Annotated in this window: 29 protein-coding genes; 12 read left to right on the forward strand and 17 right to left on the reverse strand. The window is 57.6% G+C overall.

The genetic code is table 11. The features are described 5' to 3' along the window. Positions 1-37: 37 nt before the first annotated feature. The 3 genes from rpmE to FIL88_RS02925 form a co-directional block, all read right to left on the reverse strand. Positions 38-259 (reverse strand): 50S ribosomal protein L31, encoded by a 222-nt coding sequence (gene rpmE / locus FIL88_RS02915; RefSeq protein WP_142852305.1) that lies wholly within the window; start codon positions 257-259, stop codon positions 38-40. An 11-nt stretch (positions 260-270) separates the two neighbouring features. Then, positions 271-645, reverse strand: coding sequence for a 50S ribosomal protein L19 (gene rplS, locus FIL88_RS02920; RefSeq protein WP_142852306.1), 375 nt, complete (start codon positions 643-645; stop codon positions 271-273). Between the two features lie 218 nt (positions 646-863). Continuing rightward, positions 864-1,460, reverse strand: a complete 597-nt coding sequence (locus FIL88_RS02925; protein WP_142852307.1) for a TetR/AcrR family transcriptional regulator — start codon at positions 1,458-1,460, stop codon at positions 864-866. Positions 1,461-1,561: 101 nt separating this feature from the next. Here FIL88_RS02925 and FIL88_RS02930 point away from each other — a divergent pair, with 101 nt between their 5' ends. Next, positions 1,562-2,146 carry an NAD(P)H-dependent oxidoreductase gene (locus tag FIL88_RS02930; protein ID WP_142852308.1) on the forward strand — a complete coding sequence of 195 codons (585 nt, stop codon included), beginning with the start codon at positions 1,562-1,564 and terminating at the stop codon, positions 2,144-2,146. A 92-nt stretch (positions 2,147-2,238) separates the two neighbouring features. Here the strand turns inward: FIL88_RS02930 and FIL88_RS02935 are convergent, their stop codons facing one another. After that, complete coding sequence (locus FIL88_RS02935) at positions 2,239-3,045, reverse strand: mechanosensitive ion channel family protein (RefSeq protein ID WP_142852309.1); 807 nt, start codon at positions 3,043-3,045, stop codon at positions 2,239-2,241. A 36-nt stretch (positions 3,046-3,081) separates the two neighbouring features. Beyond that, positions 3,082-3,930, reverse strand: coding sequence for a tRNA (guanosine(37)-N1)-methyltransferase TrmD (gene trmD, locus FIL88_RS02940; RefSeq protein WP_142852310.1), 849 nt, complete (start codon positions 3,928-3,930; stop codon positions 3,082-3,084). A gap of 51 nt (positions 3,931-3,981) precedes the next feature. Between trmD and FIL88_RS02945 the strand changes: the two genes are divergently transcribed. Beyond that, positions 3,982-4,968: a phosphotransferase gene (locus tag FIL88_RS02945; protein WP_142852311.1), complete on the forward strand. Its 987-nt coding sequence runs from the start codon at positions 3,982-3,984 to the stop codon at positions 4,966-4,968. On the opposite strand, the gene rimM is transcribed toward FIL88_RS02945, so the two are convergent. The 9 genes from rimM to FIL88_RS02985 form a co-directional block, all read right to left on the reverse strand. Further along, complete coding sequence (rimM, locus tag FIL88_RS02950; protein ID WP_142852312.1) at positions 4,965-5,489, reverse strand: ribosome maturation factor RimM; 525 nt, start codon at positions 5,487-5,489, stop codon at positions 4,965-4,967. The two genes, FIL88_RS02945 and rimM, sit on opposite strands and share 4 nt — an antisense overlap. Continuing rightward, a complete protein-coding gene (locus FIL88_RS16610; RefSeq protein WP_185960822.1) occupies positions 5,486-5,635 on the reverse strand; it encodes a hypothetical protein in 150 nt (49 codons plus the stop codon). The genes rimM and FIL88_RS16610 overlap by 4 nt, the downstream gene beginning before the upstream one ends. A gap of 6 nt (positions 5,636-5,641) precedes the next feature. Beyond that, positions 5,642-6,271, reverse strand: coding sequence for a 5,6-dimethylbenzimidazole synthase (gene bluB / locus FIL88_RS02955; RefSeq protein WP_142852313.1), 630 nt, complete (start codon positions 6,269-6,271; stop codon positions 5,642-5,644). A 21-nt stretch (positions 6,272-6,292) separates the two neighbouring features. Continuing rightward, positions 6,293-6,682, reverse strand: coding sequence for a 30S ribosomal protein S16 (gene rpsP / locus FIL88_RS02960; protein ID WP_142852314.1), 390 nt, complete (start codon positions 6,680-6,682; stop codon positions 6,293-6,295). 44 nt (positions 6,683-6,726) lie between these two features. Next, the gene (locus tag FIL88_RS02965; RefSeq protein WP_142852315.1) at positions 6,727-7,023 is read right to left on the reverse strand and encodes a chorismate mutase; all 297 of its coding nucleotides are present in this window, start codon (positions 7,021-7,023) and stop codon (positions 6,727-6,729) included. Continuing rightward, a complete protein-coding gene (locus tag FIL88_RS02970; RefSeq protein WP_142852316.1) occupies positions 7,020-7,544 on the reverse strand; it encodes a GNAT family N-acetyltransferase in 525 nt (174 codons plus the stop codon). The genes FIL88_RS02965 and FIL88_RS02970 overlap by 4 nt, the downstream gene beginning before the upstream one ends. Further along, a complete protein-coding gene (locus FIL88_RS02975; protein ID WP_142852317.1) occupies positions 7,541-8,095 on the reverse strand; it encodes a GNAT family N-acetyltransferase in 555 nt (184 codons plus the stop codon). Before FIL88_RS02975 ends, FIL88_RS02970 begins: the two co-directional genes overlap by 4 nt. A gap of 6 nt (positions 8,096-8,101) precedes the next feature. Beyond that, positions 8,102-9,616 carry a signal recognition particle protein gene (ffh, locus tag FIL88_RS02980; RefSeq protein ID WP_142852318.1) on the reverse strand — a complete coding sequence of 505 codons (1,515 nt, stop codon included), beginning with the start codon at positions 9,614-9,616 and terminating at the stop codon, positions 8,102-8,104. A gap of 167 nt (positions 9,617-9,783) precedes the next feature. Beyond that, positions 9,784-10,287 (reverse strand): hypothetical protein, encoded by a 504-nt coding sequence (locus FIL88_RS02985; RefSeq protein WP_142852319.1) that lies wholly within the window; start codon positions 10,285-10,287, stop codon positions 9,784-9,786. Between the two features lie 125 nt (positions 10,288-10,412). Here FIL88_RS02985 and FIL88_RS02990 point away from each other — a divergent pair, with 125 nt between their 5' ends. The 5 genes from FIL88_RS02990 (at position 10,413) to FIL88_RS03010 (ending at position 12,781) form a co-directional block, all read left to right on the forward strand. Next, positions 10,413-10,820 carry a universal stress protein gene (locus tag FIL88_RS02990; RefSeq protein WP_142852320.1) on the forward strand — a complete coding sequence of 136 codons (408 nt, stop codon included), beginning with the start codon at positions 10,413-10,415 and terminating at the stop codon, positions 10,818-10,820. Between the two features lie 90 nt (positions 10,821-10,910). After that, positions 10,911-11,297 carry a TFIIB-type zinc ribbon-containing protein gene (locus FIL88_RS02995; protein ID WP_142852321.1) on the forward strand — a complete coding sequence of 129 codons (387 nt, stop codon included), beginning with the start codon at positions 10,911-10,913 and terminating at the stop codon, positions 11,295-11,297. A gap of 70 nt (positions 11,298-11,367) precedes the next feature. Further along, on the forward strand, positions 11,368-11,688 hold the full coding sequence (locus tag FIL88_RS03000) for an antibiotic biosynthesis monooxygenase family protein (protein WP_108857005.1): 321 nt from the start codon (positions 11,368-11,370) through the stop codon (positions 11,686-11,688). 20 nt (positions 11,689-11,708) lie between these two features. After that, a complete protein-coding gene (locus FIL88_RS03005; RefSeq protein WP_142852322.1) occupies positions 11,709-12,293 on the forward strand; it encodes a rhodanese-like domain-containing protein in 585 nt (194 codons plus the stop codon). A 92-nt stretch (positions 12,294-12,385) separates the two neighbouring features. Then, a complete protein-coding gene (locus FIL88_RS03010) occupies positions 12,386-12,781 on the forward strand; it encodes a hypothetical protein (protein ID WP_142852323.1) in 396 nt (131 codons plus the stop codon). Positions 12,782-12,819: 38 nt separating this feature from the next. On the opposite strand, the gene FIL88_RS03015 is transcribed toward FIL88_RS03010, so the two are convergent. Continuing rightward, positions 12,820-13,212 (reverse strand): hypothetical protein, encoded by a 393-nt coding sequence (locus FIL88_RS03015; protein ID WP_142852324.1) that lies wholly within the window; start codon positions 13,210-13,212, stop codon positions 12,820-12,822. 158 nt (positions 13,213-13,370) lie between these two features. Between FIL88_RS03015 and FIL88_RS03020 the strand changes: the two genes are divergently transcribed. The 4 genes from FIL88_RS03020 to FIL88_RS03035 all read left to right on the forward strand — a co-directional run bounded on the left by FIL88_RS03020 (position 13,371) and on the right by FIL88_RS03035 (position 19,957). Beyond that, complete coding sequence (locus tag FIL88_RS03020) at positions 13,371-15,167, forward strand: ABC transporter transmembrane domain-containing protein (RefSeq protein WP_142852325.1); 1,797 nt, start codon at positions 13,371-13,373, stop codon at positions 15,165-15,167. A 135-nt stretch (positions 15,168-15,302) separates the two neighbouring features. Beyond that, positions 15,303-17,198: an acyl-CoA synthetase gene (locus FIL88_RS03025; RefSeq protein ID WP_246066594.1), complete on the forward strand. Its 1,896-nt coding sequence runs from the start codon at positions 15,303-15,305 to the stop codon at positions 17,196-17,198. 796 nt (positions 17,199-17,994) lie between these two features. Then, positions 17,995-18,882 (forward strand): LysR family transcriptional regulator, encoded by an 888-nt coding sequence (locus FIL88_RS03030; RefSeq protein WP_142852326.1) that lies wholly within the window; start codon positions 17,995-17,997, stop codon positions 18,880-18,882. 175 nt (positions 18,883-19,057) lie between these two features. Next, positions 19,058-19,957, forward strand: a complete 900-nt coding sequence (locus FIL88_RS03035) for an EamA family transporter (RefSeq protein WP_142852327.1) — start codon at positions 19,058-19,060, stop codon at positions 19,955-19,957. Between the two features lie 234 nt (positions 19,958-20,191). On the opposite strand, the gene FIL88_RS03040 is transcribed toward FIL88_RS03035, so the two are convergent. Continuing rightward, positions 20,192-20,713 carry a CBS domain-containing protein gene (locus FIL88_RS03040; protein WP_142852328.1) on the reverse strand — a complete coding sequence of 174 codons (522 nt, stop codon included), beginning with the start codon at positions 20,711-20,713 and terminating at the stop codon, positions 20,192-20,194. A 79-nt stretch (positions 20,714-20,792) separates the two neighbouring features. On the opposite strand from FIL88_RS03040, the gene FIL88_RS03045 reads away from it, so the two are divergent. Next, positions 20,793-20,978: a hypothetical protein gene (locus tag FIL88_RS03045; RefSeq protein ID WP_142852329.1), complete on the forward strand. Its 186-nt coding sequence runs from the start codon at positions 20,793-20,795 to the stop codon at positions 20,976-20,978. A 10-nt stretch (positions 20,979-20,988) separates the two neighbouring features. On the opposite strand, the gene nqrM is transcribed toward FIL88_RS03045, so the two are convergent. Continuing rightward, positions 20,989-21,228 (reverse strand): (Na+)-NQR maturation NqrM, encoded by a 240-nt coding sequence (gene nqrM / locus FIL88_RS03050; protein WP_142852330.1) that lies wholly within the window; start codon positions 21,226-21,228, stop codon positions 20,989-20,991.

Genomic DNA, 21,228 nt, shown 5'->3' on the forward strand with positions numbered 1-21,228 from the left:
GATTGAAGCGGCGTTTTCCATTCGAAAGAGGCGTGGTTTAGAAGCCAAAGCCTTCGTATTTCGATTTGAACTTCGACACGCGACCGCCGGTGTCCAGAAGACGGGTGCTGCCGCCGTTCCATGCCGGGTGTGCCGTGGGGTCGATGTCCAGCGCCAGTGTGTCGCCTTCGTTGCCCCAAGTCGATTTCATCTGAACGACGGTGCCGTCGGTCATTTTGACGTCGATCAGGTGGTAGTCGGGATGCAGATCCTTTTTCATATCGACGCTCCTTAAGCTTTTTTGGCTTTGTATGTGGTGTCTTCAGCGATACGTGCCGACTTACCACGACGCGAACGCAGGTAGTACAGTTTGGCGCGACGTACGCGGCCACGACGAACTACGGTGATCGAGTCAATATTGGTCGAGTGCAGCGGGAATACACGTTCCACGCCTTCACCGAAGGAAATCTTACGAACGGTGAACGAGCCGGCAATGCCTTCGCCGTTCTTACGGCTGATGCAAACGCCTTCATAGTTCTGAACACGGGTGCGCGAGCCTTCGGTCACCTTAAAGCCTACGCGAACAGTGTCGCCGGCTTTGAAATCGGGGATGTCTTTCCCCAGGGCGGCAACTTGTTCCGCCTCTAGCTGTGCGATCAGGTCCATCTGATCATCTCCTATCTGCTTGCGGTTGGTCCGCAAAGTTGGTGCCGTCCAAGAGCTCCGCGTCTTCACCGGGTCCGTTTTTCACGCCCGCGGGAGGGTAGTCCGTCGTTTCTTTGTCTGTTCCCCTGTGCTGTATGGCTGCCGAAGAAAGGCATCAGCCCAAAGGAAAACGGCCCGTGCGACTCGAAAGAGCGCCGGACGGGCGGTGTATAGGCGCTTTAGCCCTGTGGATCAAGCGCTTTGGCAGGGTGAAGCCACAGTTCAAGATAGGGGCGCAACCGGTCATGGACAGAGCGCTGATTGTTTATCGCGCAGAAGTTCAAAGCAAGGGCCTGGAACATGAAGGCTTGCACGCCTTCGGCAAGCGTCGCCGGGTCGGCGTCTTGTCGAAACGGCCCGTCGATGAACCAATCCGACAGCACCAACACGAAGCGTTCAAATGTTGCAGCAATCGGTCCAATTTCTTCTACCGTTGTGGCGCCTGAATAGCGCAGAATGACCCCGAAGACCTCACGTTCGCTGCCGATGAAGGTCATCAGCGGTGTCAGGGCGACCATAATCTGATCCACCGATGTCGGTGCGGCCCCTGCGCCAATTTGATCAAGGTGTTGGTCGATGATTTCCCCGATCATTCGGTCCAGAAGCGCGTCTTTGTCTTTGAAATGGGCAAAGAACGTACCTTTGGCAACGCCAGCACGACGCACAACTTCTTCAACCCGTAACTCGGTAAAGCTGCTGTCTTCGACAATGGCAGTTGCGGCCTCGATCAGGCGTGCGCGGGTTTTCAGAGTTCGGGGTTGGATGGCGGTCGTCATGGCGCTTTATCCCACATATTTTGACCATGGTCAAAATTCATTATTGACCGCGGTCAATTTTGTGTGCGAAGAAAATGACCGTGGTCAATTTGGAGAGTGACATGACGCAGAAACGGATATTGGTGTTGAACGGTCATCCCGCCGAAACATCGCTGAACAAGCACTTGGCAGTGCAATATGCGGACGCGGCCAAGGCGGCAGGGCACGATGTTCGCATGCTGCATATTCACGACATGGCGTTTGATGCGGATTACGGCTTTGGTGGATACAAACAGAACAAACCGCTTGAGCCGGTGCTTGAGCAGTTTCTGGAGGATTTGAAATGGGCGGGTCACGTGGTGATCGTCAGCCCGATGTGGTGGGGCGGATTGCCTGCCAAACTGAAAGGCTTGATTGACCGCACGTTTCTGCCGGGCATCGTCTTTGATTCGCGCGGTAAGGGCCTGCCGAAGCCCCTGTTGACGGGTCGATCGGCACGGGTCATCCTGACCTCGGACAGCCCGTGGTGGTATTTCCGTTTCTTCCTGCATCGCCCGCTGTTTTGGCAGCTCAGGAAACAAATCCTAGAGTTTGTGGGGCTAAAGCCTGCCCGTGTGATCCACTTCGCACAGGCCAGCCACCCTACCGATAAACAGGTTGAAAAATGGGAGCACGCGGTTGCCGCGCTTGGGCATCGCGGGGAATGAGCGACTGACCCGCGCATAAAGCCCGCGCATAAAGAAAGAGGCCGCGTCTTTGCAGAGCGGCCTCGTCCAACTTGGCGCAGGGGAAGGCGGGATTACGCCTCTTTCTTGATTTCCACCGAATGCGGATAAGGGATCGAGATGCCCTTGGCGTCGAACGCCTCTTTCACCGCTTTGGTCAGTTCGAACTTCACATTCCAGTATTCCGCGTTGTCGCACCAGACACGGGTGGTCAGGTCGACGCTGCTGTCACCCAGATTGGTCACGCGGACCCATGGGGCAGGGTCGGCGTGGATGCGGTCGTCTGCTTGTGCCAGTTCGGTGATGATCTGCATCGCCTTGTCGATGTCGTCAGCATAATCAATGCCAAAGACCAGATCGACGCGACGCGTATCGTGATGCGAGAAGTTGCGGATGATCGAGCCCCAGGCCTGTCCGTTTGGCACAATCACCTGCACGTTATCCGGGGTCACCAGCTCGGTCACGAAGAGGTTCAGGTCTTTCACCGTACCCGCCGTGCCGCCGATATCGACGAACTGTCCCAGCTTGTAGGGGCGAAAGAGCGTCAGCATGAAACCAGCCGCAATGTCGCTAAGCGTGCCCTGCAGTGCCAGACCAATGGCCAGCGTCGCCGCACTGAGCATGGCAACCAGGCTTGTCGCCTGAATGCCAAAGATGCTCAGAACAGCAGCAAGGACCATCAGAAGAATGACCCATCTGACCATCGAAGCGATGAAATTACCAAGGGTCGGGTCAATGTCGGGTGTGTTGTTCACCTTGCGACGGGCCAAGGATCCAAGGGCGTTGGCGACGATCCAGCCGATGATCAGCGTGGCAAAAGCCTTGGTAACGCTCAGGGCCAAAGGTCCATAGCTTTGGACCTGTTCAAGAAGGGTTTCCATTGTTGTGCAACCTTTAGAAAGTCAAAGAGAACGTGATCAGGTGTCGTCCTGATCCGGCGACAGGGCATCCCACAGATCTGGCCTGCGCTCACGGGTAATTTTCTCGCTCATTTCCCGTCTCCACGCGGCAACTTTGCCATGGTGGCCCGAGGTCAGGACCTCGGGAATTGTGCGGCCACGCCATTCGGCGGGGCGGGTGTATTGCGGATGTTCAAGAAGCCCGGCTGAAAAGCTTTCTTCTTCGGTCGAGGCCTCGTTGCCCAGAACGCCGGGAAGCAGTCGGACGGTGGCATCCAGCATGGCTTGGGCGGCGATCTCTCCACCTGTTAGAACGAAGTCGCCAAGGCTGATCTCTTCGATCTGGTATTCTTCCAGCACGCGTTCGTCGACACCTTCGAAGCGCCCGCACAAGATGGTCATTCCGTCGCAATCTGCAAACCGGCGCGCGGTGGCCTGATCCATTGGTTTCCCGCGTGGCGACATGTAGACGATTGGCCATTTCGCCCGATCCGACGGCACGCCACGCTGCGCCATGTCGATGGCGCGGCCCAGAATATCCGCGCGCAGCACCATACCGGCCCCGCCACCAGCGGGCGTGTCATCCACGTTGCGGTGTTTGCCTTCACCAAAGACGCGCAGGTCAATGGGCTCTAAGGCCCAGCCGCCGTCTTTCAGGGCCTTTCCGGTCAGGCTTTCGCCAAGCACACCGGGAAACGCGCCCGGGAACAGCGTGATCACCTTGGCCGTCCATGTGCCCGCAATACGCGGTGTATCCGTCATCAGCTCGCGCGGCTTTAGGCTTGCCGAAATGGCAAGGCGGCCATGAGAACGGCCACGGGATTTCGGGGAACGAGACGGCGCGCTATTTTTGTTGACCTTGGACATGTCGGCTATCTACGACAGTCAGAGTGAAATGCAAACCGTCGAGGTGCTCTTTTGCGCGAAGTTGAAGATTGCCATTCTGTCGAGAGCCAAGCGCGAGTGATTGCTGCCCAACATGATTGGCTGCGTCCGCATCTGGCCCACCTGACGTCGGTGGTTTTGGCACATCGGGTGTCGAACAAAGGGCGGCGGTTCGTTGTGCGCCTGACCAATCTTGATTGTGTGGATGATGTAGATGCCGTTGATGTCGTTCTAAAGGCCTTTGCAAGTGGGGATTCACTGGAAGAGTTCGAGCGCTGCCTAGGCGGGCATCAGAAGGCCCTCGACAATCTCGGACCGTGCGCGGTTCCCGAGATCTTATCGATCCATCCCGAAACGCGAAGTCTGCTCATGCGTCACATCGGAGGCAGAACCGCACATGACATGCTTGGACTGGCCGAATTGGGTTTGGCTAAATCTGACGACATACTGGAAGCCTGCGGTCGGTGGATCGGCCGTTTTCATCGGTCGACCTTGCAAAGCCCGCGCCCCATCGACCCGAATTTTATGCTGCGCTGGGTTGCCACAATGCGGTCCGAGGTCATGGATCGCAGTCACGATGTGCCTAGGCGGGACCTTTTCATGGCCTATGTCGATCAGATCCCTGCGATGGCCGAGGCCGTCACAGGGGAAGAAACCCCAATCGCCGTGGCACACGGAGACTTGCATCTGCGCAATCTATTGATCACGGAGAAGGGTGCCCTCGGATTGGATTTCGATGGGGTTCGAACCGTGACTACCGCGCATGACCTTGCGAAGTTTCTGGTGCGTTTCCATGGCTGGTTTGACGCCGACCCAGATACGCCAGCGCTGGATCCGTTCTGGCGGGGATATGGGGGCGATCTGAAAGACCTGTCACAGCCCGCGCTGCGCTACATCCTGCCCATTCGCCTGTTGGGGGACTGGCGGGATATTCCGAAGCAGCGCACTGACCGGCGGTCCGGGCAGCAACACCGGTTTCGGAACATCCTGAAATGCGCTGAAAAGGTATTCCGGCTTTAGGCGCCGTCTGCGTCGGGGAAAACGCCTTCGGGCGGATCCGCGACAATCCGACCTGATGCCAAATCGACCGTTGGGACCGCCTCCAACGTGAATGGCAAAAGAGCGGTGGCCGAGCTTCCGGGCAGTCTGATTTCAAGCACATCAGATGCGCCGTGATTGTGCACGGCATGGACTTTGCCAAGTTCCTGCCCGCCAGTGTCCAATACAGTCAGGCCGACCAGATCGGTGTGATAGTATTCGTCATCCGGCAAACTGGGCAGGGCATCACGGCTTACGTAAAGCTTTACGCCTTTCAGGGCGTCGGCCTCTTCCTTCGTTGCAACGCCGTCGATCCGCACAGAGAAACCGTTCTTGATCGGACGCAGCAACGTCAGGCGAATGCTGTGTTTTCCGTCTTCCGACGCAAGCGGGCCGTAATCCGCAATGGCCGTCGGTTCGGCACAGAAGCTTTTGATGCGCACATCGCCCTGAACGCCATAAGCGCCCGCGATGCTTCCTACACAAATCCGGTCGTCACTCATTTTGCACCTATGCAGACACCTTGTTCCATTTTGCCACCGCGCGCCTCGCACTTATCGCCCAAGACGCCGCGTTCATAGACCACGCCGGCGGTAAACCCTGCGCTGACAAGTATGATCAACTTCACCGGATGAAAAAGCAAACCCATTTGGCATCACCTTATATCGACAGGAAGCGAACCACGGCGGCGTTCCCACCCGGCCTTTTCCAGTTCAGGACTATCGGCGGTTTCCTCGGGCCAGCCAAGGCAGAAATAACCGACAAGGCTCCAGTTCTTGGGCACGTCCAGATCGCGGCAGAGTTGGTCAGGATTAAGGATCGACACCCAACCCAGCCCCAGCCCGCGCGAGCGCACTGCCAGCCAGAACAACATAATGGCCGAGACAACGGAATAGCGCCGCATCTCGGGCATAGTTTTTGCGCCAAGACCCGCGCCTTTGTCGGTTGCGTCGTCGCAGAAAATCGCCAGTTGGATGGGGGCGTTCTCCATCCCGGACAGTTTCAGGCCAGAATAAAGCTGCGCCTTGTCGCCGGAATAGCCGGACAGTGCATCAGCGTTGGCGGCCTTGAAATTCTCAAGCGCGGCGGCGCGGGCTGGGTCACTTTGGACCCGCACCACCCGCCACGGTTCGGACAACCCCACCGAAGGGGCCATCAAAAACGCGTCGAGGCACTGCGTCAGCAATGCCTCGTCCACAGGATCCGTGCGGAAGCGGCGCACGTCGCGCCGCCAACGCATCAGATCTTCCAGATCCGACTGAAACTCGTCTGAAAAGGCGTGCATGTCAGATCCAGTCCGAAGGATTTATTCCTCGGCAGCAGCTTCTTCAGCCGGAGCAGCGGCAGCTTCAGCAGCGGCAGCAGCTTTTTCAGCTTTCTCGGCAGCACGATCCTTGGCTTTCTGGCCCGGCTCGGCTTTTTTCATGTTGGCGCGCTCTTTCTTGGCCAGAACACCGGCGGCTTCCAGGAAGCGGCTTACGCGGTCCGACGGCTGTGCGCCTTGGTCCAGCCAGTACTGAACGCGTTCCATGTCCAGCTTTACGCGCTCTTCCGAATCTTTCGGCAGCAGCGGGTTATAGGTGCCCAGCTTTTCGATGAAACGGCCATCGCGCGGCATGCGCGAGTCTGCAGCAACAACGCGATAGAAGGGACGTTTTTTCGAGCCACCACGGGCAAGACGGATTTTCATAGCCATGAGAGTTTTCCTTTTTACTAGCTATTTGAAGGGCGTGTGCCCTGTCATTCCTGATGTTTTTTGTGATGCCTGATGACCTCATCAATGATGAAGTTCAGGAATTTCTTGGCGAATTCGGGGTCCAGATTGGCGCGGGTGGCCAGATCTTCCAGACGTTCGATTTGTTTGGCTTCCCGATCCGGGTCGGATGGGGGCAGGGCGTGTTCGGCTTTCAATTGACCCACGGCTTGCGTATGCTTGAACCGCTCGCCCAGCGTATAGACAAGGATCGCGTCCAGCCGATCAATCGACTCGCGATGTTCTTTAAGAAGGTCAGCAGCGCGGGTGGATGCGTCGGTCATAAGAAGCTTCCCTTTGGGTGACGAAAGACATTCAGGTCATCATATTTCGGCCACGGGGTGGCGGTTGGATCCTGCGTCGCACCAATGCGCAGTACAAGCGCCGCCGAACGGTGATTGTCCGGGGCGATATAGCTGACCAGAGTGTCAAGCCCAAGCGCCCCAAATCCCCACTCACGCAGAGCAACCGCAGCCTCCGAGGCAAACCCTTGCCCCTCGTGATCTGACGAATACAGCGCGTATGCGATCTCGGCTTCCGGGCGGTCATCGCCACTTCGGATACCTGCACGGCCGATGGTTTCGCCGGTATCGCGCAGCGCGATGGACAGGTAACATTCGCCTTGCGAAGCTGCGTCGGCCATGGACATCCAAGTGTCGAAAGCATCGCGTGCGTCGGATGAGGTCAGCGGTCCACCGAACCATTTTGAACGCTCATCCATGCAGAAGCCAACAAAGGCATCGCGGTCACGCGCTTCGGGGGCGCGAAGGATCAGGCGATCGGTGGTCAGGACTGCGGGGCTCATGCGTAAGCCTCCGGGGTGCCATCCGTATCGGGTGCCGGGTGGCGCCAGATGTGATAGGGGGCGTCTTCCCCCATCTCTTCATCATCCTCGAAACGCCGGGCGTTCGGGTCGATTTCGCAGCCCAAGCGCCGGGCCAGCGCGGCCGAACGGGTGTTGGCTTCGTCGATATAGCTGACGGCAGTGGTCCAGCCCAATTCTGTGAACGCCCAGTCGCGGGTCGCCAATGCCGCCTCATGGGCCAGCCCGGTTCCCTCGGCCTCTTCTGCCCAGACGGACCATGCAATTTCGTGCTCGGGCCAGCCTTCGGGATACCACGGACCGGCAGATAGAACTGGCTGGCTGCTGGCCTTGTCGACACCAACAAAAATGCCAAAGCCGCGCAGGGTCCAGTGGCCGACCATGTGGCCAAAACCGCGCCATGCATTGCGACGGGTATAGGGCCCACCGATCATACGCGCACGATCCGACCCAAGAAAGGCGGCGATGGCCTCCCAGTCGCCCATTTCGGGCTGGCGCAGCAACAGGCGCGGGGTTTCGATCGTGACGGTCATGCGGGGTTACTTCTTCTTCCCGAACCCGGACAGGCCGGGGGGCAGTCCACCGCCGCCCAGACCGGGTAGGCCACCGGGCAGCTTGCCGCCCATTGCCTTAGCCGCTTGTTCCAGCGCTTTCGGGTCCATCTGGCTGGGGTCCATACCGCCCATATCGGGCATGCCACCGCCTTTGCCGAACATGCCACCCATGGCTTGTTTCAGCATCTTGCCTTTGCCCATCTTGCCCATCTTCTTCATCATGTCGCCCATCTGGCGCTGCATTTTCAGAAGCTTGTTCAGGTCGCTGACCTCCATGCCGGCACCAGCGGCAATACGCTTTTTACGGCTGGCTTGAAGGATCTGAGGGTTGGCACGTTCGCGCTTGGTCATCGACTGGATCAGCGCGATCTGCTGTTTCAGGACCTTATCGTCCATGCCAGCGTCTTCGGCCTGTTTGGCCATTTTCTTCATGCCCGGCATCATTCCCATGATCCCCTGCATACCGCCCATCTTGATCATCTGCTCCAGCTGCATCTTCAGGTCGTTCATGTTGAACTGACCCTTCTGGAAGCGCTTCATCATACGCTCGGCCTGCTGGGCCTCGATGGTTTCTTGGGCTTTCTCAACCAGAGCAACGATGTCGCCCATGCCAAGAATACGGCCTGCGATCCGGTCGGGCTCGAAGGTTTCCAGCGCGTCCATCTTTTCGCCAAGGCCGACGAACTTGATCGGCTTACCGGTGACAGCACGCATCGACAGGGCTGCACCACCGCGTCCGTCGCCATCCATACGGGTCAGAACGACGCCCGAGATGCCGACCTTGTCGTCAAACTCCTGCGCGACTTCGACAGCGACCTGACCGGTCAGGCCGTCAACCACCAGCAGGGTCTCGCGCGGGTTCACAACGGCCGAGACTTCTTCGACCTCGCCCATCAGGACTTCGTCGATGTGCAAACGACCGGCAGTGTCGAGCATATAGACGTCATAGCCGCCCATCGTTGCCTGTTGCTTGGCACGCTTGGCGATGTCGACGGGTTTCTGGCCGGGAACGATCGGCAGGGTATCCACGCCGATCTGCGTGCCCAGAACCGCCAACTGATCCATAGCGGCGGGACGGTAGACGTCGAGCGAGGCCATCAGAACCCGCTTGCCGTCTTTTTCGGTCAGGCGCTTGGCCAGCTTCGCGGTCGTAGTCGTCTTACCGCCACCTTGCAGACCGACCATCAGGATCGGGGCAGGGGGGCTGTCGACCTTCAGTGCGCCGGGTTCGCCTTCGCCGGTCAGAACATCAACCAGCGCATCATGTACGATCTTGACGACCTGCTGGCCGGGGGTCACAGATTTGGTGACGGCCTGACCTGTGGCTTGTTCTTGGACTTTCTTGACGAAATCACGCGCGACAGGCAGCGAGACGTCAGCCTCAAGCAGCGCCACACGCACCTCGCGCAGGGCAGTTTTCACATCATCTTCGGACAGCGCACCCTGTTTCGTCAGACGGTCAAAGACGCCAGACAGGCGATCTGAGAGACTCTCGAACATATCTCGGCTCCTTTGCCGTTTCGTTTCCCCAAAGATAGGGGCGGGTTTGCGCTTTTCCAAACGCCCAAAACACGATGGCCCCTGTGGGCGTAACACGCTGACAGGGGGCGATCCCGGCATTGGGCCATGGGACCGGAAGTTTCGCACTTCCGAGATTTGGGGTGGGATTACGGCTTTGACGAGTCAGAGTCAAGCTGCATTGGGGTAGATCGCGTTTCCAGCCACCGATTGACGGCCTCGGTCGTGCGGCGTGGGCCGGACCCGTTGGTGTAATAGGACACAACCGGAAGGTTTGGCTGCCCCGTCATGACCAAGACGGGCCGGTACATGCTTGAACCGTCGCGGCGAGTCTCTTCCAGCTCGGCCCCACATAATGGGGACAGTGGATAAACGTCCTGAGCATACCCAAAGAACGATCGCGTGCGTTTGACGATCTGCCCGGCATGGGTGTCAAAGATGATCTGAACCCGTTTGGTGAAGACCAAAAAGCAGATGCCCCAGACCGATCCGCCAATCCCGCCGAACATTAGACCAAAGACCCACTCGCCCTGCGTGATGGCCGTGATGCCGACGCCCAGAAAGATCAGCATTCCCGCCATCATGGCCAAAGATATCAGCCATGGCTTGTGGTCCAGAACTAGCAGCTCAGGCGTGTTGGTCAGTATTTTCATGGTGTCAGAGTAAAAAGGAAAGCCCGACAAGAAAAGAGGGGTATTTGACCTGTGTCATGTTGCCGGGATCTTTCGCGCGTTATGTTTTTGATAAGACGACTTGAAGCCCATGAAGGAGCTGACCCATGTACAAGAACGTTCTGGTCCCGATCGCACTTGACCACGATCGCGACACCGCAGAAGCACTGGAAATTGCCAACGCGATTGCCGAAGATGGCGCAAAGATCACGGCATTGCACGTCATGGAAGAAGTGCCCGCTTACGTTGCGCAATATCTGCCGCAAGGCCAATTGGAAGACAATGTGAACGAGCTGGAACGCCGTTTGCAAGAGGAACTGAAAGACACTCCAGGTGTGGCGATTGCCGTAATCTCGGGCCATGCGGGCCATGCAATTGTCGATTATGCGAAAGACAACAATGTCGACTGCATCGTTGTCGCCTCGCACCGCCCGGGCCTGACGGATTTCTTCCTGGGATCGACGGCCGCGCGTGTTGTACGCCACGCACCCTGTGCGGTTCACGTGTCGCGCTGACCTGCATTCCCATCTGGCGTGATCGAAAAGCGGGCCCCTTGCGGCCCGCTTTTTCGTTCTTACATGATCCCCAGAACAGGAGGATCCAAGATGAAATGTCCGGTAGACGGAACCGAGCTTTTGATGACCGAACGCCAAGGGGTCGAGATCGACTATTGCCCCAAATGCCGTGGTGTATGGTTGGACCGGGGAGAGCTGGACAAGATCATCGAAAAGGCCACGCCTGCGGTCGAACTGGACGATCCGGACCCGTATGTGGCGCCGCCTCCGCCACCGTCTGACCCCGTTCGTCAAAGCGAACCCCGGCGTATGCGGTCGCGCGAAGACATGGAACGCGGCGCGGGGATGAAGCCCGGAGCGTCGCGCAAGCGCAAGTATGATGACGACTATGACGACGACGATTATCGCCACGCCAAACGCTATAAGAAAAAGCGCCGCAAATCGGTTCTGTCCGAGCTTTTCGACATTTTTGACTGACCCAAAGGCAAGATAACATATTCATATGTAATCCAAATCGGGCTAGGCTTCTTCGTATAAGGAGGAAGCCATGCCCAAAATCAGCAAAGCCCCCGACTATCAAACCGTTATCACCACGTTCGAGATGACGCCCGGCACCTGTCAGGATCTTCTGGACGCGCTGTCGGATGCCTATGAGAGCTTCATCTCGAAGCAGCCGGGTTTCGTCGGCGCGGGGCTTCATGTGAATGATGCCCAGACGCGGATTGCCAATTACAGCCAATGGACCCGGCGCGAGGATTTCCAGGCGATGCTGCGCACCGAAGAAATGCGCGAGCGGAACCGCAAGATCGCGACCCTGTGTAAAAGCTTTGAACCCGTCATGTATGATGTGTTCGAGACGTTTAACTGATCCTGATCATAGGAACCGACATGAAATCTTTTCTGATTGCGGCGGCCATTGGCCTTTGTGCCGCCCCCGTATTTGCTGACGTCAACATTACCCCGGATATGCCCGGGGTGACGGTTCAGACTGAAAATGGCGCGGTCGAAATCTCGCGCATTGATGACCCCGCGCACGAGCTGTCGGGTGAATGGGCGCGCACCTCGCGCAACTGTCCGAATTTCTGCGTGCAGCCGATGGTGCCTGCGCCCGGCGTCACACCTATCGGCGAGCTTGAGCTTCTCGAGATGTTGCAAGATCCCGAGGCGATTGTGGTCGATAGTCGGGTCACCTCCGACCACGAAACGGGCACCATCCCGGGTGCGATTTCGATCCCCTACAACGAAGCGCCAGATCGTCTGGATGAACTGGGTTGCGAGCTGGATTTCGACGGGTTTGTCTGTGACGCGGCCAAGCCAGTTGCATTGTTCTGCAACGGAAACTGGTGTGGTCAGTCCCCCACCGCCGCCCGTCGTATGATCGAAGCCGGCTTTCCGGCCGACAAAATCTACTATTATCGTGGTGGCATGCACGCGTGGCGAATGCTGGGTTTAACGGTCACGGGTGGCAGATAAGCCACGGTCAGGCTGCCCACCATTGACCTTGGGGTGCGGGATCCCCATTCTTTTGTCACGCCGCTGGTCGGTGTGTAGGTAAGGAATGGGGCATGAGCCAGCACACTCAAATGTTGAAAAGGGCTGCATTGACGCTGGTTATGGCCATGGCGTCACAAGTCGCTGTGGCGCAAGAGCAGCTTGGCTCTTTCACAGTCTTCATCGGGAAGTCAGACCTCACGAATGACAAGGGGGCGGCCCTGTCAGAGCCGTGGAAAGTTTTGCGCCGGGATCGGGCAAACTATCACCGTTTTGGCGTCAGCCAGCCTGGAGATCAGTGGGACCCTTATTTTGGCAGCAGCCAAAGTCGCAAAAGCCTTCAAAAACTTGTCGCCCGCGGTGGTGTTGATTCCAAAGCCGCGCAAAGGCTTAAGAATGGAGGCAGTATCTTGGTGCGTGTCTTCGGGCAGGGTGGTAAACCTTCGGCGATCAAGATTTCTGTTCCCTAGATAAGCGCGCAAATTGCCTTTTGGGAGACAAGTCGCGGCTATTCTGGGTAGGCCCGGATACACGCGTCACGTGCGGCGGCTGCGGAAGGGGAAAGCTTGACGCGCTGCGCCTTTAGCCGCTCCAGCTTTTTGCGCACATCCCCCATGTCTACGCTCACGGGTGTCTCGATCGTGCGAAAACGCGTTCTGGGGCAGAGAAAAGGCTCTTTTCCTTTCACGCGACAGATGCGTGTATCGGTATAGGGGATGGTTTGCCGGTGCAGCGCATATCCACGTGCCGACGTTTCTTCCAACTTCTTTATTTGTGCGCTGACGGCGCGATACTCGGCCGTTTCACGCGCAATACACTGTTTTTGTGGTGTGGCGCAGGCCCCGAGCAATGCAAGGGAAATCCCGATAGCGGCCAGACGCTGATTTGATGCAGTGAACATGATATGCGCTCCGATACTCGATATTCTTGCATCCCATTAATAGCGGGAATGAGTCATTGAAGAAAGCACGTCCGCTCGGGTCCCTTTGACGCAGATATTCAATGCCGCTTGTGTGCAAAGGGTGGTTTCGGTATCCGTGCATCAAAGGAGCAGTTCACATGGCAAGACAGGCAGGGGCGTCCAGCGTCGAGATGGACGAGCGCGAGAAATCCAAACGTATCGGAGCATTGTCGGGTCTGTGGCCGTTCATGCGCCCTTATCGCGCCTGGATCTTCGCCGCCCTCATCGCCTTGGTGTTTACCGCCGGGATTTCGTTGATCCTGCCCATCGCGGTGCGCCGCGTGGTTGATGGCTTCGGTGAAGCGACGCCGCAGCTTCTGGACAAGTATTTCCTTGCAGCCCTCGCTGTTGCGTCGCTGCTCGCATTGGGGACTGGGCTTCGCTATTATCTTGTCACCCGATTGGGTGAACGGATCGTGTCAGATATCCGCAAAGCGGTGTTTGATCGTGTCGTCGGGATGAGCCCCGCTTTCTATGAAAATATTATGACCGGAGAGGTGCTGTCGCGCATCACAACCGACACGACGCTGATCCTGTCTGTGATCGGTTCGTCCGTTTCTGTCGCGTTGCGCAACGTGTTTATCTTTATCGGTGGGCTGATCCTGATGTTATTCACTTCGGCCAAGCTGACCGGGTTGGTGCTGCTGATCGTGCCCGCTGTGATCGTGCCAATCGTCGTGCTGGGCCGCCGTCTTCGTGTGCTGGGGCGCGAAAATCAGGAATGGATCGCCAAAAGCTCGGGCAACGCGTCCGAGGCGCTTTCGTCTGTGCAAACCGTGCAGGCTTTCACCCACGAAAACCTTAGCCGCAGCGAGTTTTCCTGTCTGACCGAGGAAAGCTTTTTGTCCGCCAAACGGCGCATCCTGACGCGTGCAATCATGACAGTGATCGTGATATCACTGATTTTCTCGGGTGTGGTCGGCGTCTTGTGGATCGGCATGCGCGATGTGACGGCGGGCGAGGTCTCGATTGGGGCGCTGGTGCAATTTGTCATATATTCGGTGATGGTGGCAGGCGCAGTTGGCGCGCTGTCTGAGATCTGGAGCGAAATTCAGCGCGCAGCAGGGGCCACGGAACGTCTGGTCGAGCTTTTGAACGCCGAAGATCAGGTCAATGACCCCGCACAGCCCACGGCGATCACATCACGCCCGACCGGTGCGCTGGCATTTGAAGACGTCACATTCCACTATCCTGCACGCCCCAGCCAGGCGGCGCTTGAAGGCATCACCTTAAATGTCACCGCGGGCGAAACCGTCGCACTTGTCGGTCCTTCGGGCGCGGGTAAAACCACAATCATTCAGTTGATCCAGCGTTTCTATGATCCCGAAAGCGGGGCGGTGAAGCTGGATGGTGTCGATCTGCGCGACATGCGCCGCGATGACTTCCGCAAGCACGTGGCGCTGGTCCCGCAGGACGCGGTGATCTTTGCCGCCTCAGCGCGCGACAATATCCGCTTTGGCCGTCCTGATGCGACGGATGCGGAAGTGGAAGCTGCTGCCAAAGCCGCCGCTGCACACGACTTCCTGTCGCGCCTGCCCGAAGGCTATGACACCTATGTGGGTGAACGCGGCGTGATGCTGTCGGGCGGTCAAAAGCAGCGGATCGCCATTGCGCGCGCGATCCTGCGCGACGCGCCGATTTTGCTGTTGGACGAGGCGACGTCGGCCCTTGATGCGGAAAGCGAACGTCTGGTGCAAGGCGCGGTAGATGAGCTGGCCCAAGGCCGCACGACCCTGATCGTGGCGCACCGGTTGGCGACTGTGAAGAAAGCCGACCGTATCGTTGTCTTCGATGAAGGCCGGATCGTCGCGCAGGGCACCCATGACGAGCTTGTGGCGCAAGACGGCCTATATGCTCGTCTGGCGCGGTTGCAGTTCACCGAAGGACAGATCTAAAGCCACTTGCTTCGACTTTCATGGCGCTTACCTTCCGTAAACGTAAATTCCACGTCACGTCAGACTTGCGAGAATGGACGTTTCAGATCATTCTCAGCTTCCAAACAGGCCTGAAATCGGGCGTAGGGAGGACGAATGATGTATGAATTTGGATCGATGATCGATCGGGATGCTGTCGAAGCAGAAATGAGCTGGGAGGCGCGGGATAAACCCAAGACGCTTTACCAGATGATCGAGCGCACAGCGCGCGCTTTCCCGGATCGCCCTGCGGCCTCGTTCCAGATCACATCCGGCCCGACGGATCCCAAGGAAACTGTGACATGGCAACAGATGTTCGAACGTTCGTGTCAGGCTGCGAACATGTACCGTGCGCTGGGCATCGAAGAAAATGATGTGGTGGCCTTTCTGCTGCCGAACTCTAACGAAACGATCTATGCGCTGATGGGGGCAGGGATCGCCGGGATCGTAAACCCGATCAACCCGCTGTTGGATGCCGAACAGGTGGCGGGTATCCTGAAAGAAACCAATGCCAAGGTTCTGGTGACCTTGAAGGCTTTCCCGAAATCCGAAGTTGCCCAACTGGCGAACGAAGCCGTCGCAATGGCCCCGAACGTCAAGACGGTGCTTGAGATTGACCTGAACAAGTATCTGAAGCCGCCGAAAAGCTGGATTGTACCGCTGATCCGCCCGAAGAACCCGGTGAAGCACAACGCAAAAGTGCTGGACTTTGTGACCGAGCTGAAGCGCCAGAACACCACCCTGGATTTCGAGGACAAGACAGACGATCGGGTCGCAGCGTATTTCCACACCGGCGGAACCACGGGCACGCCCAAGGTCGCGCAGCACAAGTATTCCGGCATGGTCTATAACGGTTGGCTGGGTGCAAACCTGCTGTTCAATGAAAAAGACGTGATCATGTGTCCGCTACCGCTGTTCCACGTCTTTGCGGTTCACGTGATTTGGATGGCCTGTCTGATGTCTGGTGCGCATTTTGTGCACCCAACGCCCGCAGGCTATCGCGGCGATGGCGTCTTTGACAATTTCTGGAAGCTGATCGAACGCTATAAAGTTAGCTTTATGATCACGGTGCCCACTGCGATTTCCGCCCTGATGCAGCGTCCGGTCGATGCAGATGTCTCGTCCTTGAAAACTGCGTTCTCGGGGTCAGCACCGCTGCCCATCGAGCTTTATAACCGCTTTGTTGACGCGACCGGTGTGAATATCGTCGAAGGCTATGGTCTGACGGAAGCCACCTGCCTGGTGTCCTGCAACCCGCCCACCGGCGCGAAGAAGGTGGGTTCGGTGGGCGTGCCGTTCCCCTACACAGATGTGAAAATCCTGACCTGCGATGGGGATGGAAACGTGTCGAAAGAGCATGGCGTGGACGAGGTCGGCGAGATCTGCTTGTCCAACCCCGGTGTCTTTGCGGGCCATACCTATACCGAAGCCGCCAAGAACCGCGATCTGTTCGCGCAAGGGACGCATTTGCGTACTGGAGATTTGGGGCGGCTGGATGAAGATGGATACCTGTGGATCACCGGCCGGGCCAAGGATCTGATTATTCGTGGGGGCCACAACATTGACCCCGCAGAGATCGAAGAAGTTCTGGCTGGACACGAGGCCGTCGCCATGGTTGGCGCCATTGGTCAGCCTGACAGCTACGCGGGCGAATTGCCCTGTGCCTATGTCGAACTTGTGGGCGGTGCTCAGGTCACTACGGAAGAGCTGATGGTCTTTGCCAAAAGCCACATCCACGAGAAAGCTGCGTTGCCCAAGCATATCGAGATCTTGGACGAATTGCCCAAGACCGCTGTTGGGAAGGTGTTTAAGCCCGACCTGCGCAAATCAGCAATTACTCGGATCTATAACAAAGCTTTGGCGGATGCAGGCCACGCTGCCCATGTGGCCGAGGTGCTGGACGACAAGAAACGTGGTCTGGTGGCCCGCCTGCAAGCCACGGGCGATGTGGACTATGATGCGGTCAAACATTGTCTGGGCGAATTCACGCGCCCATTTGAATGGATGGACTGATCCACCGGATCACTTCAAAATGGGCGGCCATGGTGTGTAGTGTCATGGCCGTTCTTGATGGATTTTGCTGCCATCATTTGCCGAGCGATGGATGAACAACATCAAAATCCAAGGCCCTTGACTTGTCGGCCATATAGGGCTGGTCGCAGCTGCCCAGAGGCACACGAAACTGCTATGGGTGTCGGTCAAAATGCCTTGTCTGTGTGTTTCTGACGGTTGGGTGAACAGAAACGCCAAGATCAGTGTGGAATCCCGGGGCGTCGACATTCTGACATTCCTTCTTCGTGGCAGCAAGCCACAGTCAAGGAAGCGAAGCGACCCTGTATACGGCCCGTTCGTTTGGGGAGCGTTTACTGGATCTATCATAGTGAGGTATCAGTTTGTTCTCCGCAGCGCGAACGACCAACTTCGAGTATTGTAAGCATAGCGGATGGATTGCGCCGGTGTGTTCGGGCGGCATCGGGTCACCATTGCCTAGGTCTACTCGGGACCGGAAATGGCGGGCGATGTCGGTTGTGTGTGAAATTTCTGAGATGCAATTAAAGGCAGCCTCGCGCCCAAGCTGGCGTAAGCTTTGGGCGCGATGATTGACTGGAATACTCTTCATGGCAGCAGTCTAGAAAAGCATTCCGCTGCTGGGGCCTCACACCTGCGGATGTCGCGGAAGGCGCCGATGAAGGAGAGATGAGCTCACAATCAATTCCCCTGGAACCTCTCGCGCGAAGCTGTCTTGCAGGTGTACTTAGACGTGTGCGAACACTAAAGTTAGGTGTTCCCCAAGATGATCGAGACAAAAATGGACAAACTCTCTGTCATGAACGCCTTTCGCCGTATCGTTGAGCGAGGCAGCTTTGCGCGCGCTGCGGAAGATCTTGGGGTTTCGCCTGCACTTTTGAGCCGCGAAGTTAAGCTGCTTGAGGAAAGTCTGGGAGCCGTATTGCTCGCCCGCACGACACGTTCGATGTCGCTTACCGAAGCCGGGCAGCTCTACTACGACGAAGCGACGGGCATTCTTGAGGGCGTGTCTCAGATGGAAACACGCATACGCGACGGGGCCGGGGCGGTTCGCGGTCATCTTAAAGTGAATGCCTCCAGTTCTTTCGGGCAGACGGTGATTGCACCTGTCCTGCCAAAATTTCTCGACACCTATCCTGACCTGCGCTTTTCACTGTCAATGGATGACCGGGTGGTCGACATGGTGGAAGGCGGATTTGATGTTTCGATCCGAATCCGTGCGGCCATGCCTGACTCTGCGCTTGTGGCGCGCAAGCTAGGCACGGTGCGGCAGCAGGTTTTTGCGGCTCCATCCTACCTAGATCGCGTCGGAAGCTTGCACTCGCCGCAAGACATTCCGAACCACCGCATCATCGGCTTTCTGTTGGCAGATCACCTTGCGGCTTGGACTCTTCATGGTCAGTCTGAAACGGTGACCTTGGATCTCGACCCAACCATCCGGGTCGGTAACAGTCTTGTATTGCGCGATCTGTTGATCTCGGGACAAGGCATCGGCACATTGCCAGACTTCGTTTCAAAGGATGCGGTCGCGCGTGGCGAGCTGGTTAGAGTGCTTCCCGACTGGGAACTGCCCGCACCTGAAATCTTTGCTGTGACATCCTCACGGCTCGGCATGGATAAAAAGGTAACGGCGTTTCTCGATCATCTGCGCATTATAATGCACCCCTAGTATTCCTTAATAGGCGTGAAGAGTGAAATTACTGCGGGCCGGTTAATCCCGGCGGCCACTTCTCCGATCCTCTCAGGCAACAAAACCTTAAGCCCTGAGAGGTTCCTATGACCCGTGTTCTTTACTGTTCCGGCTCCGAATATGTCTGCCCACTTGGCAATTGGGAGGTATGAGAATGTCTCGCATAGCCGATGTTGTTCTTACGGCGCTTGCGCCAGTGGTTTGGGGGAGCACTTACCTTGTCACGACTGAGACATTGCCTGCAGGCTATCCGGTAACCATCGCGGCGCTGCGGGCGTTTCCCGCGGGGCTGCTATTGTTGATGCTCACGCGGTGTCTTCCGCCACGCGTATGGCTTGGGCGCGTCTTCTTGCTTGGCAGCTTTAACTTTGCCTTGTTCTGGGTGCTATTGTTCGTCGCCGCCTACCGGCTTCCCGGTGGGGTCGCGGCGACACTTGGAGCGCTTCAAGCGATGATGGTCATTTTGATGGCGCGCGGTTGGCTTGGAACACCGATCAGAGCAGGAGCCGTTGCCGCGGCTGCCTTGGGCATCCTTGGCGTTGCATTGTTGTTGGTTGGGCCCGAAGCAGCGCTTGATCCCTTAGGCGTCGCCGCTGGTCTGGGCGGTGCGGGCTCCATGGCAGCCGGCACGGTGCTTAGCCGCAAATGGCAACCGCCGGTTTCAGCCCTTAGCTTCACCGCCTGGCAGCTGACCGCCGGGGGGCTGATATTGTTGCCGTTTGCACTGATGTTCGAGCCACCCTTGCCGCCGCTATCGGCGACCAGTGTCGCAGGACTGATCTGGCTGAGCCTTATCGGTGCGGCCGCATCCTATGTGCTTTGGTTCCGGGGCGTGGCCCGTATCGAACCCAGTGCTGTTTCCATGTTAGGCATGATGAGCCCGGTGACAGCGGTTCTGCTGGGCTGGGTGGTGTTGGGGCAATCGCTGTCGTTCTTGCAGGCGATTGGCGCGGTCATTGTTTTGGTCTCGGTCTGGGCAGGGCAGCGCGCGAACCGCCCCGGCGTCAATGCCACGATAGTGAAGCACACGAGCACACGCGCGCGAAACGCATAACGACCAGTGAAGAGATAGCCAACCTAGCTCCGACGCGCGACCTAGCTCGCGAAGCTGGGTTCGCTGAATTGCAGTATCTTGTAATCATCGCTACAGGGCTTGGTGCGGAACTTGGTCAACGCGCTGACGATCCTTGCAGAGACAGCCTTCTGCGTCAGGTTGCTTGCGCAATCGCGTGATACATCTCATGCCTTATGGGGCACACGGAATTGATGCCGCCACGGTCTGAGGGCGTTATCCCACTATCAACTGCTTAAGCTGCAAGGCTTCGTGTTCGACCTCGTTCAAGCGGTGGCTAATGACATCCCCGATTGTCACCATACCAACCGGCCCCGCGTCGCCCATAACTGGCATGTGGCGAAAGCGCCCGTCGCTCATCCGTTTCAGAACCGAAACGAGCCCGTCTTCGGCGCTGCAGGTTTCGACCTCTTTGGTCATGACGTCCTGAACAAGCTGCGGCAGGGTTTGGCCTGGCGTATCCGCCAATTTTCGCACAATGTCGCGTTCTGACAGGATCCCGCACAGCGCGCCGGCCTCATCCGTAACGACCAAAGCACCGATTCGTTCATCCCGAAGCACCTCGACGGCACGCCCAAGTGTTTCGCCGGGGCGAATAGCAATCACAGCAGCGCCTTTGCGGCTCAGGATATCTCCTACAACGGCAGACTTGGTCTTGAGATTGCTGGTCGGATCCTGGCTATGGCTTTGCGATCCTTCGCGATCTTTCCGCATGGGGGCCTGATACGACGTGGGCATGAATGCTCTCCTCCCTGAACTGTTTGCTGTAGGCGCGTATAGGTAGCATAACCCAGCAATCGCATTCAGGAGACAAAAAATGTCACAGCTCGCGCTTTCATCCCCGCTTGCCACGGTGATTTTCGTGTTGGCATGCTTTTGTGGGTATCAATATCGCCGGGTCTGGAAAGCAGAAGGCCCACGCTATTTGCTGTGGGCCTATGGGATATTGGCAGCCGCCGGGCTGTTGATTTTGGGCTTTGTCCCATTGTCGCCAGCAGGGTAGGGCGCGTGCCTTAGCTTTCGGCCTGTATGCTCTCCAGCATCTTGCGCTTGCGCGGGCATCCTTGCAGGCGGTCGCGCAGCGGGCTGTTGGGGTCAATTTCCTTGCTGCACACAAGGCATTGATCCGCGTCGCTGATCGCATTCAGGCCACCACAGCTGCCTTTGATGGTGCGCCCTGCCATGATCACGCCAAGCGCCATGCCCAGCATGATGATCAGCAAAACGCCAAAGGTCAGAAGAAAGGTGGCCAT

This window comes from Aliiroseovarius halocynthiae, assembly GCF_007004645.1.
GTDB classification, from domain to species: domain Bacteria; phylum Pseudomonadota; class Alphaproteobacteria; order Rhodobacterales; family Rhodobacteraceae; genus Aliiroseovarius; species Aliiroseovarius halocynthiae.

Coding starts and splice junctions, on each gene's coding strand:
- FIL88_RS02975 (WP_142852317.1), bottom strand. CDS start 8,095: ATGACCGTCACGATCGAAACCCCGCGCCTGTTGCTGCGCCAGCCCGAA.
- ffh (WP_142852318.1), bottom strand. CDS start 9,616: ATGTTCGAGAGTCTCTCAGATCGCCTGTCTGGCGTCTTTGACCGTCTG.
- FIL88_RS03000 (WP_108857005.1), top strand. CDS start 11,368: ATGCCCAAAATCAGCAAAGCCCCCGACTATCAAACCGTTATCACCACG.
- rimM (WP_142852312.1), bottom strand. CDS start 5,489: ATGAGTGACGACCGGATTTGTGTAGGAAGCATCGCGGGCGCTTATGGC.
- FIL88_RS02985 (WP_142852319.1), bottom strand. CDS start 10,287: ATGAAAATACTGACCAACACGCCTGAGCTGCTAGTTCTGGACCACAAG.
- FIL88_RS03030 (WP_142852326.1), top strand. CDS start 17,995: ATGGACAAACTCTCTGTCATGAACGCCTTTCGCCGTATCGTTGAGCGA.
- FIL88_RS02965 (WP_142852315.1), bottom strand. CDS start 7,023: ATGACCGACGCATCCACCCGCGCTGCTGACCTTCTTAAAGAACATCGC.
- rplS (WP_142852306.1), bottom strand. CDS start 645: ATGGACCTGATCGCACAGCTAGAGGCGGAACAAGTTGCCGCCCTGGGG.
- FIL88_RS02990 (WP_142852320.1), top strand. CDS start 10,413: ATGTACAAGAACGTTCTGGTCCCGATCGCACTTGACCACGATCGCGAC.
- bluB (WP_142852313.1), bottom strand. CDS start 6,271: ATGCACGCCTTTTCAGACGAGTTTCAGTCGGATCTGGAAGATCTGATG.
- FIL88_RS02970 (WP_142852316.1), bottom strand. CDS start 7,544: ATGAGCCCCGCAGTCCTGACCACCGATCGCCTGATCCTTCGCGCCCCC.
- rpsP (WP_142852314.1), bottom strand. CDS start 6,682: ATGGCTATGAAAATCCGTCTTGCCCGTGGTGGCTCGAAAAAACGTCCC.
- FIL88_RS03010 (WP_142852323.1), top strand. CDS start 12,386: ATGAGCCAGCACACTCAAATGTTGAAAAGGGCTGCATTGACGCTGGTT.
- FIL88_RS02935 (WP_142852309.1), bottom strand. CDS start 3,045: ATGGAAACCCTTCTTGAACAGGTCCAAAGCTATGGACCTTTGGCCCTG.
- FIL88_RS03045 (WP_142852329.1), top strand. CDS start 20,793: ATGTCACAGCTCGCGCTTTCATCCCCGCTTGCCACGGTGATTTTCGTG.
- FIL88_RS03025 (WP_246066594.1), top strand. CDS start 15,303: ATGATGTATGAATTTGGATCGATGATCGATCGGGATGCTGTCGAAGCA.
- FIL88_RS03020 (WP_142852325.1), top strand. CDS start 13,371: ATGGCAAGACAGGCAGGGGCGTCCAGCGTCGAGATGGACGAGCGCGAG.
- nqrM (WP_142852330.1), bottom strand. CDS start 21,228: ATGGCCACCTTTCTTCTGACCTTTGGCGTTTTGCTGATCATCATGCTG.
- trmD (WP_142852310.1), bottom strand. CDS start 3,930: ATGTCCAAGGTCAACAAAAATAGCGCGCCGTCTCGTTCCCCGAAATCC.
- FIL88_RS02930 (WP_142852308.1), top strand. CDS start 1,562: ATGACGCAGAAACGGATATTGGTGTTGAACGGTCATCCCGCCGAAACA.
- FIL88_RS03035 (WP_142852327.1), top strand. CDS start 19,058: ATGTCTCGCATAGCCGATGTTGTTCTTACGGCGCTTGCGCCAGTGGTT.
- FIL88_RS02925 (WP_142852307.1), bottom strand. CDS start 1,460: ATGACGACCGCCATCCAACCCCGAACTCTGAAAACCCGCGCACGCCTG.
- FIL88_RS03015 (WP_142852324.1), bottom strand. CDS start 13,212: ATGTTCACTGCATCAAATCAGCGTCTGGCCGCTATCGGGATTTCCCTT.
- FIL88_RS02995 (WP_142852321.1), top strand. CDS start 10,911: ATGAAATGTCCGGTAGACGGAACCGAGCTTTTGATGACCGAACGCCAA.
- FIL88_RS16610 (WP_185960822.1), bottom strand. CDS start 5,635: ATGGGTTTGCTTTTTCATCCGGTGAAGTTGATCATACTTGTCAGCGCA.
- FIL88_RS03040 (WP_142852328.1), bottom strand. CDS start 20,713: ATGCCCACGTCGTATCAGGCCCCCATGCGGAAAGATCGCGAAGGATCG.
- rpmE (WP_142852305.1), bottom strand. CDS start 259: ATGAAAAAGGATCTGCATCCCGACTACCACCTGATCGACGTCAAAATG.
- FIL88_RS03005 (WP_142852322.1), top strand. CDS start 11,709: ATGAAATCTTTTCTGATTGCGGCGGCCATTGGCCTTTGTGCCGCCCCC.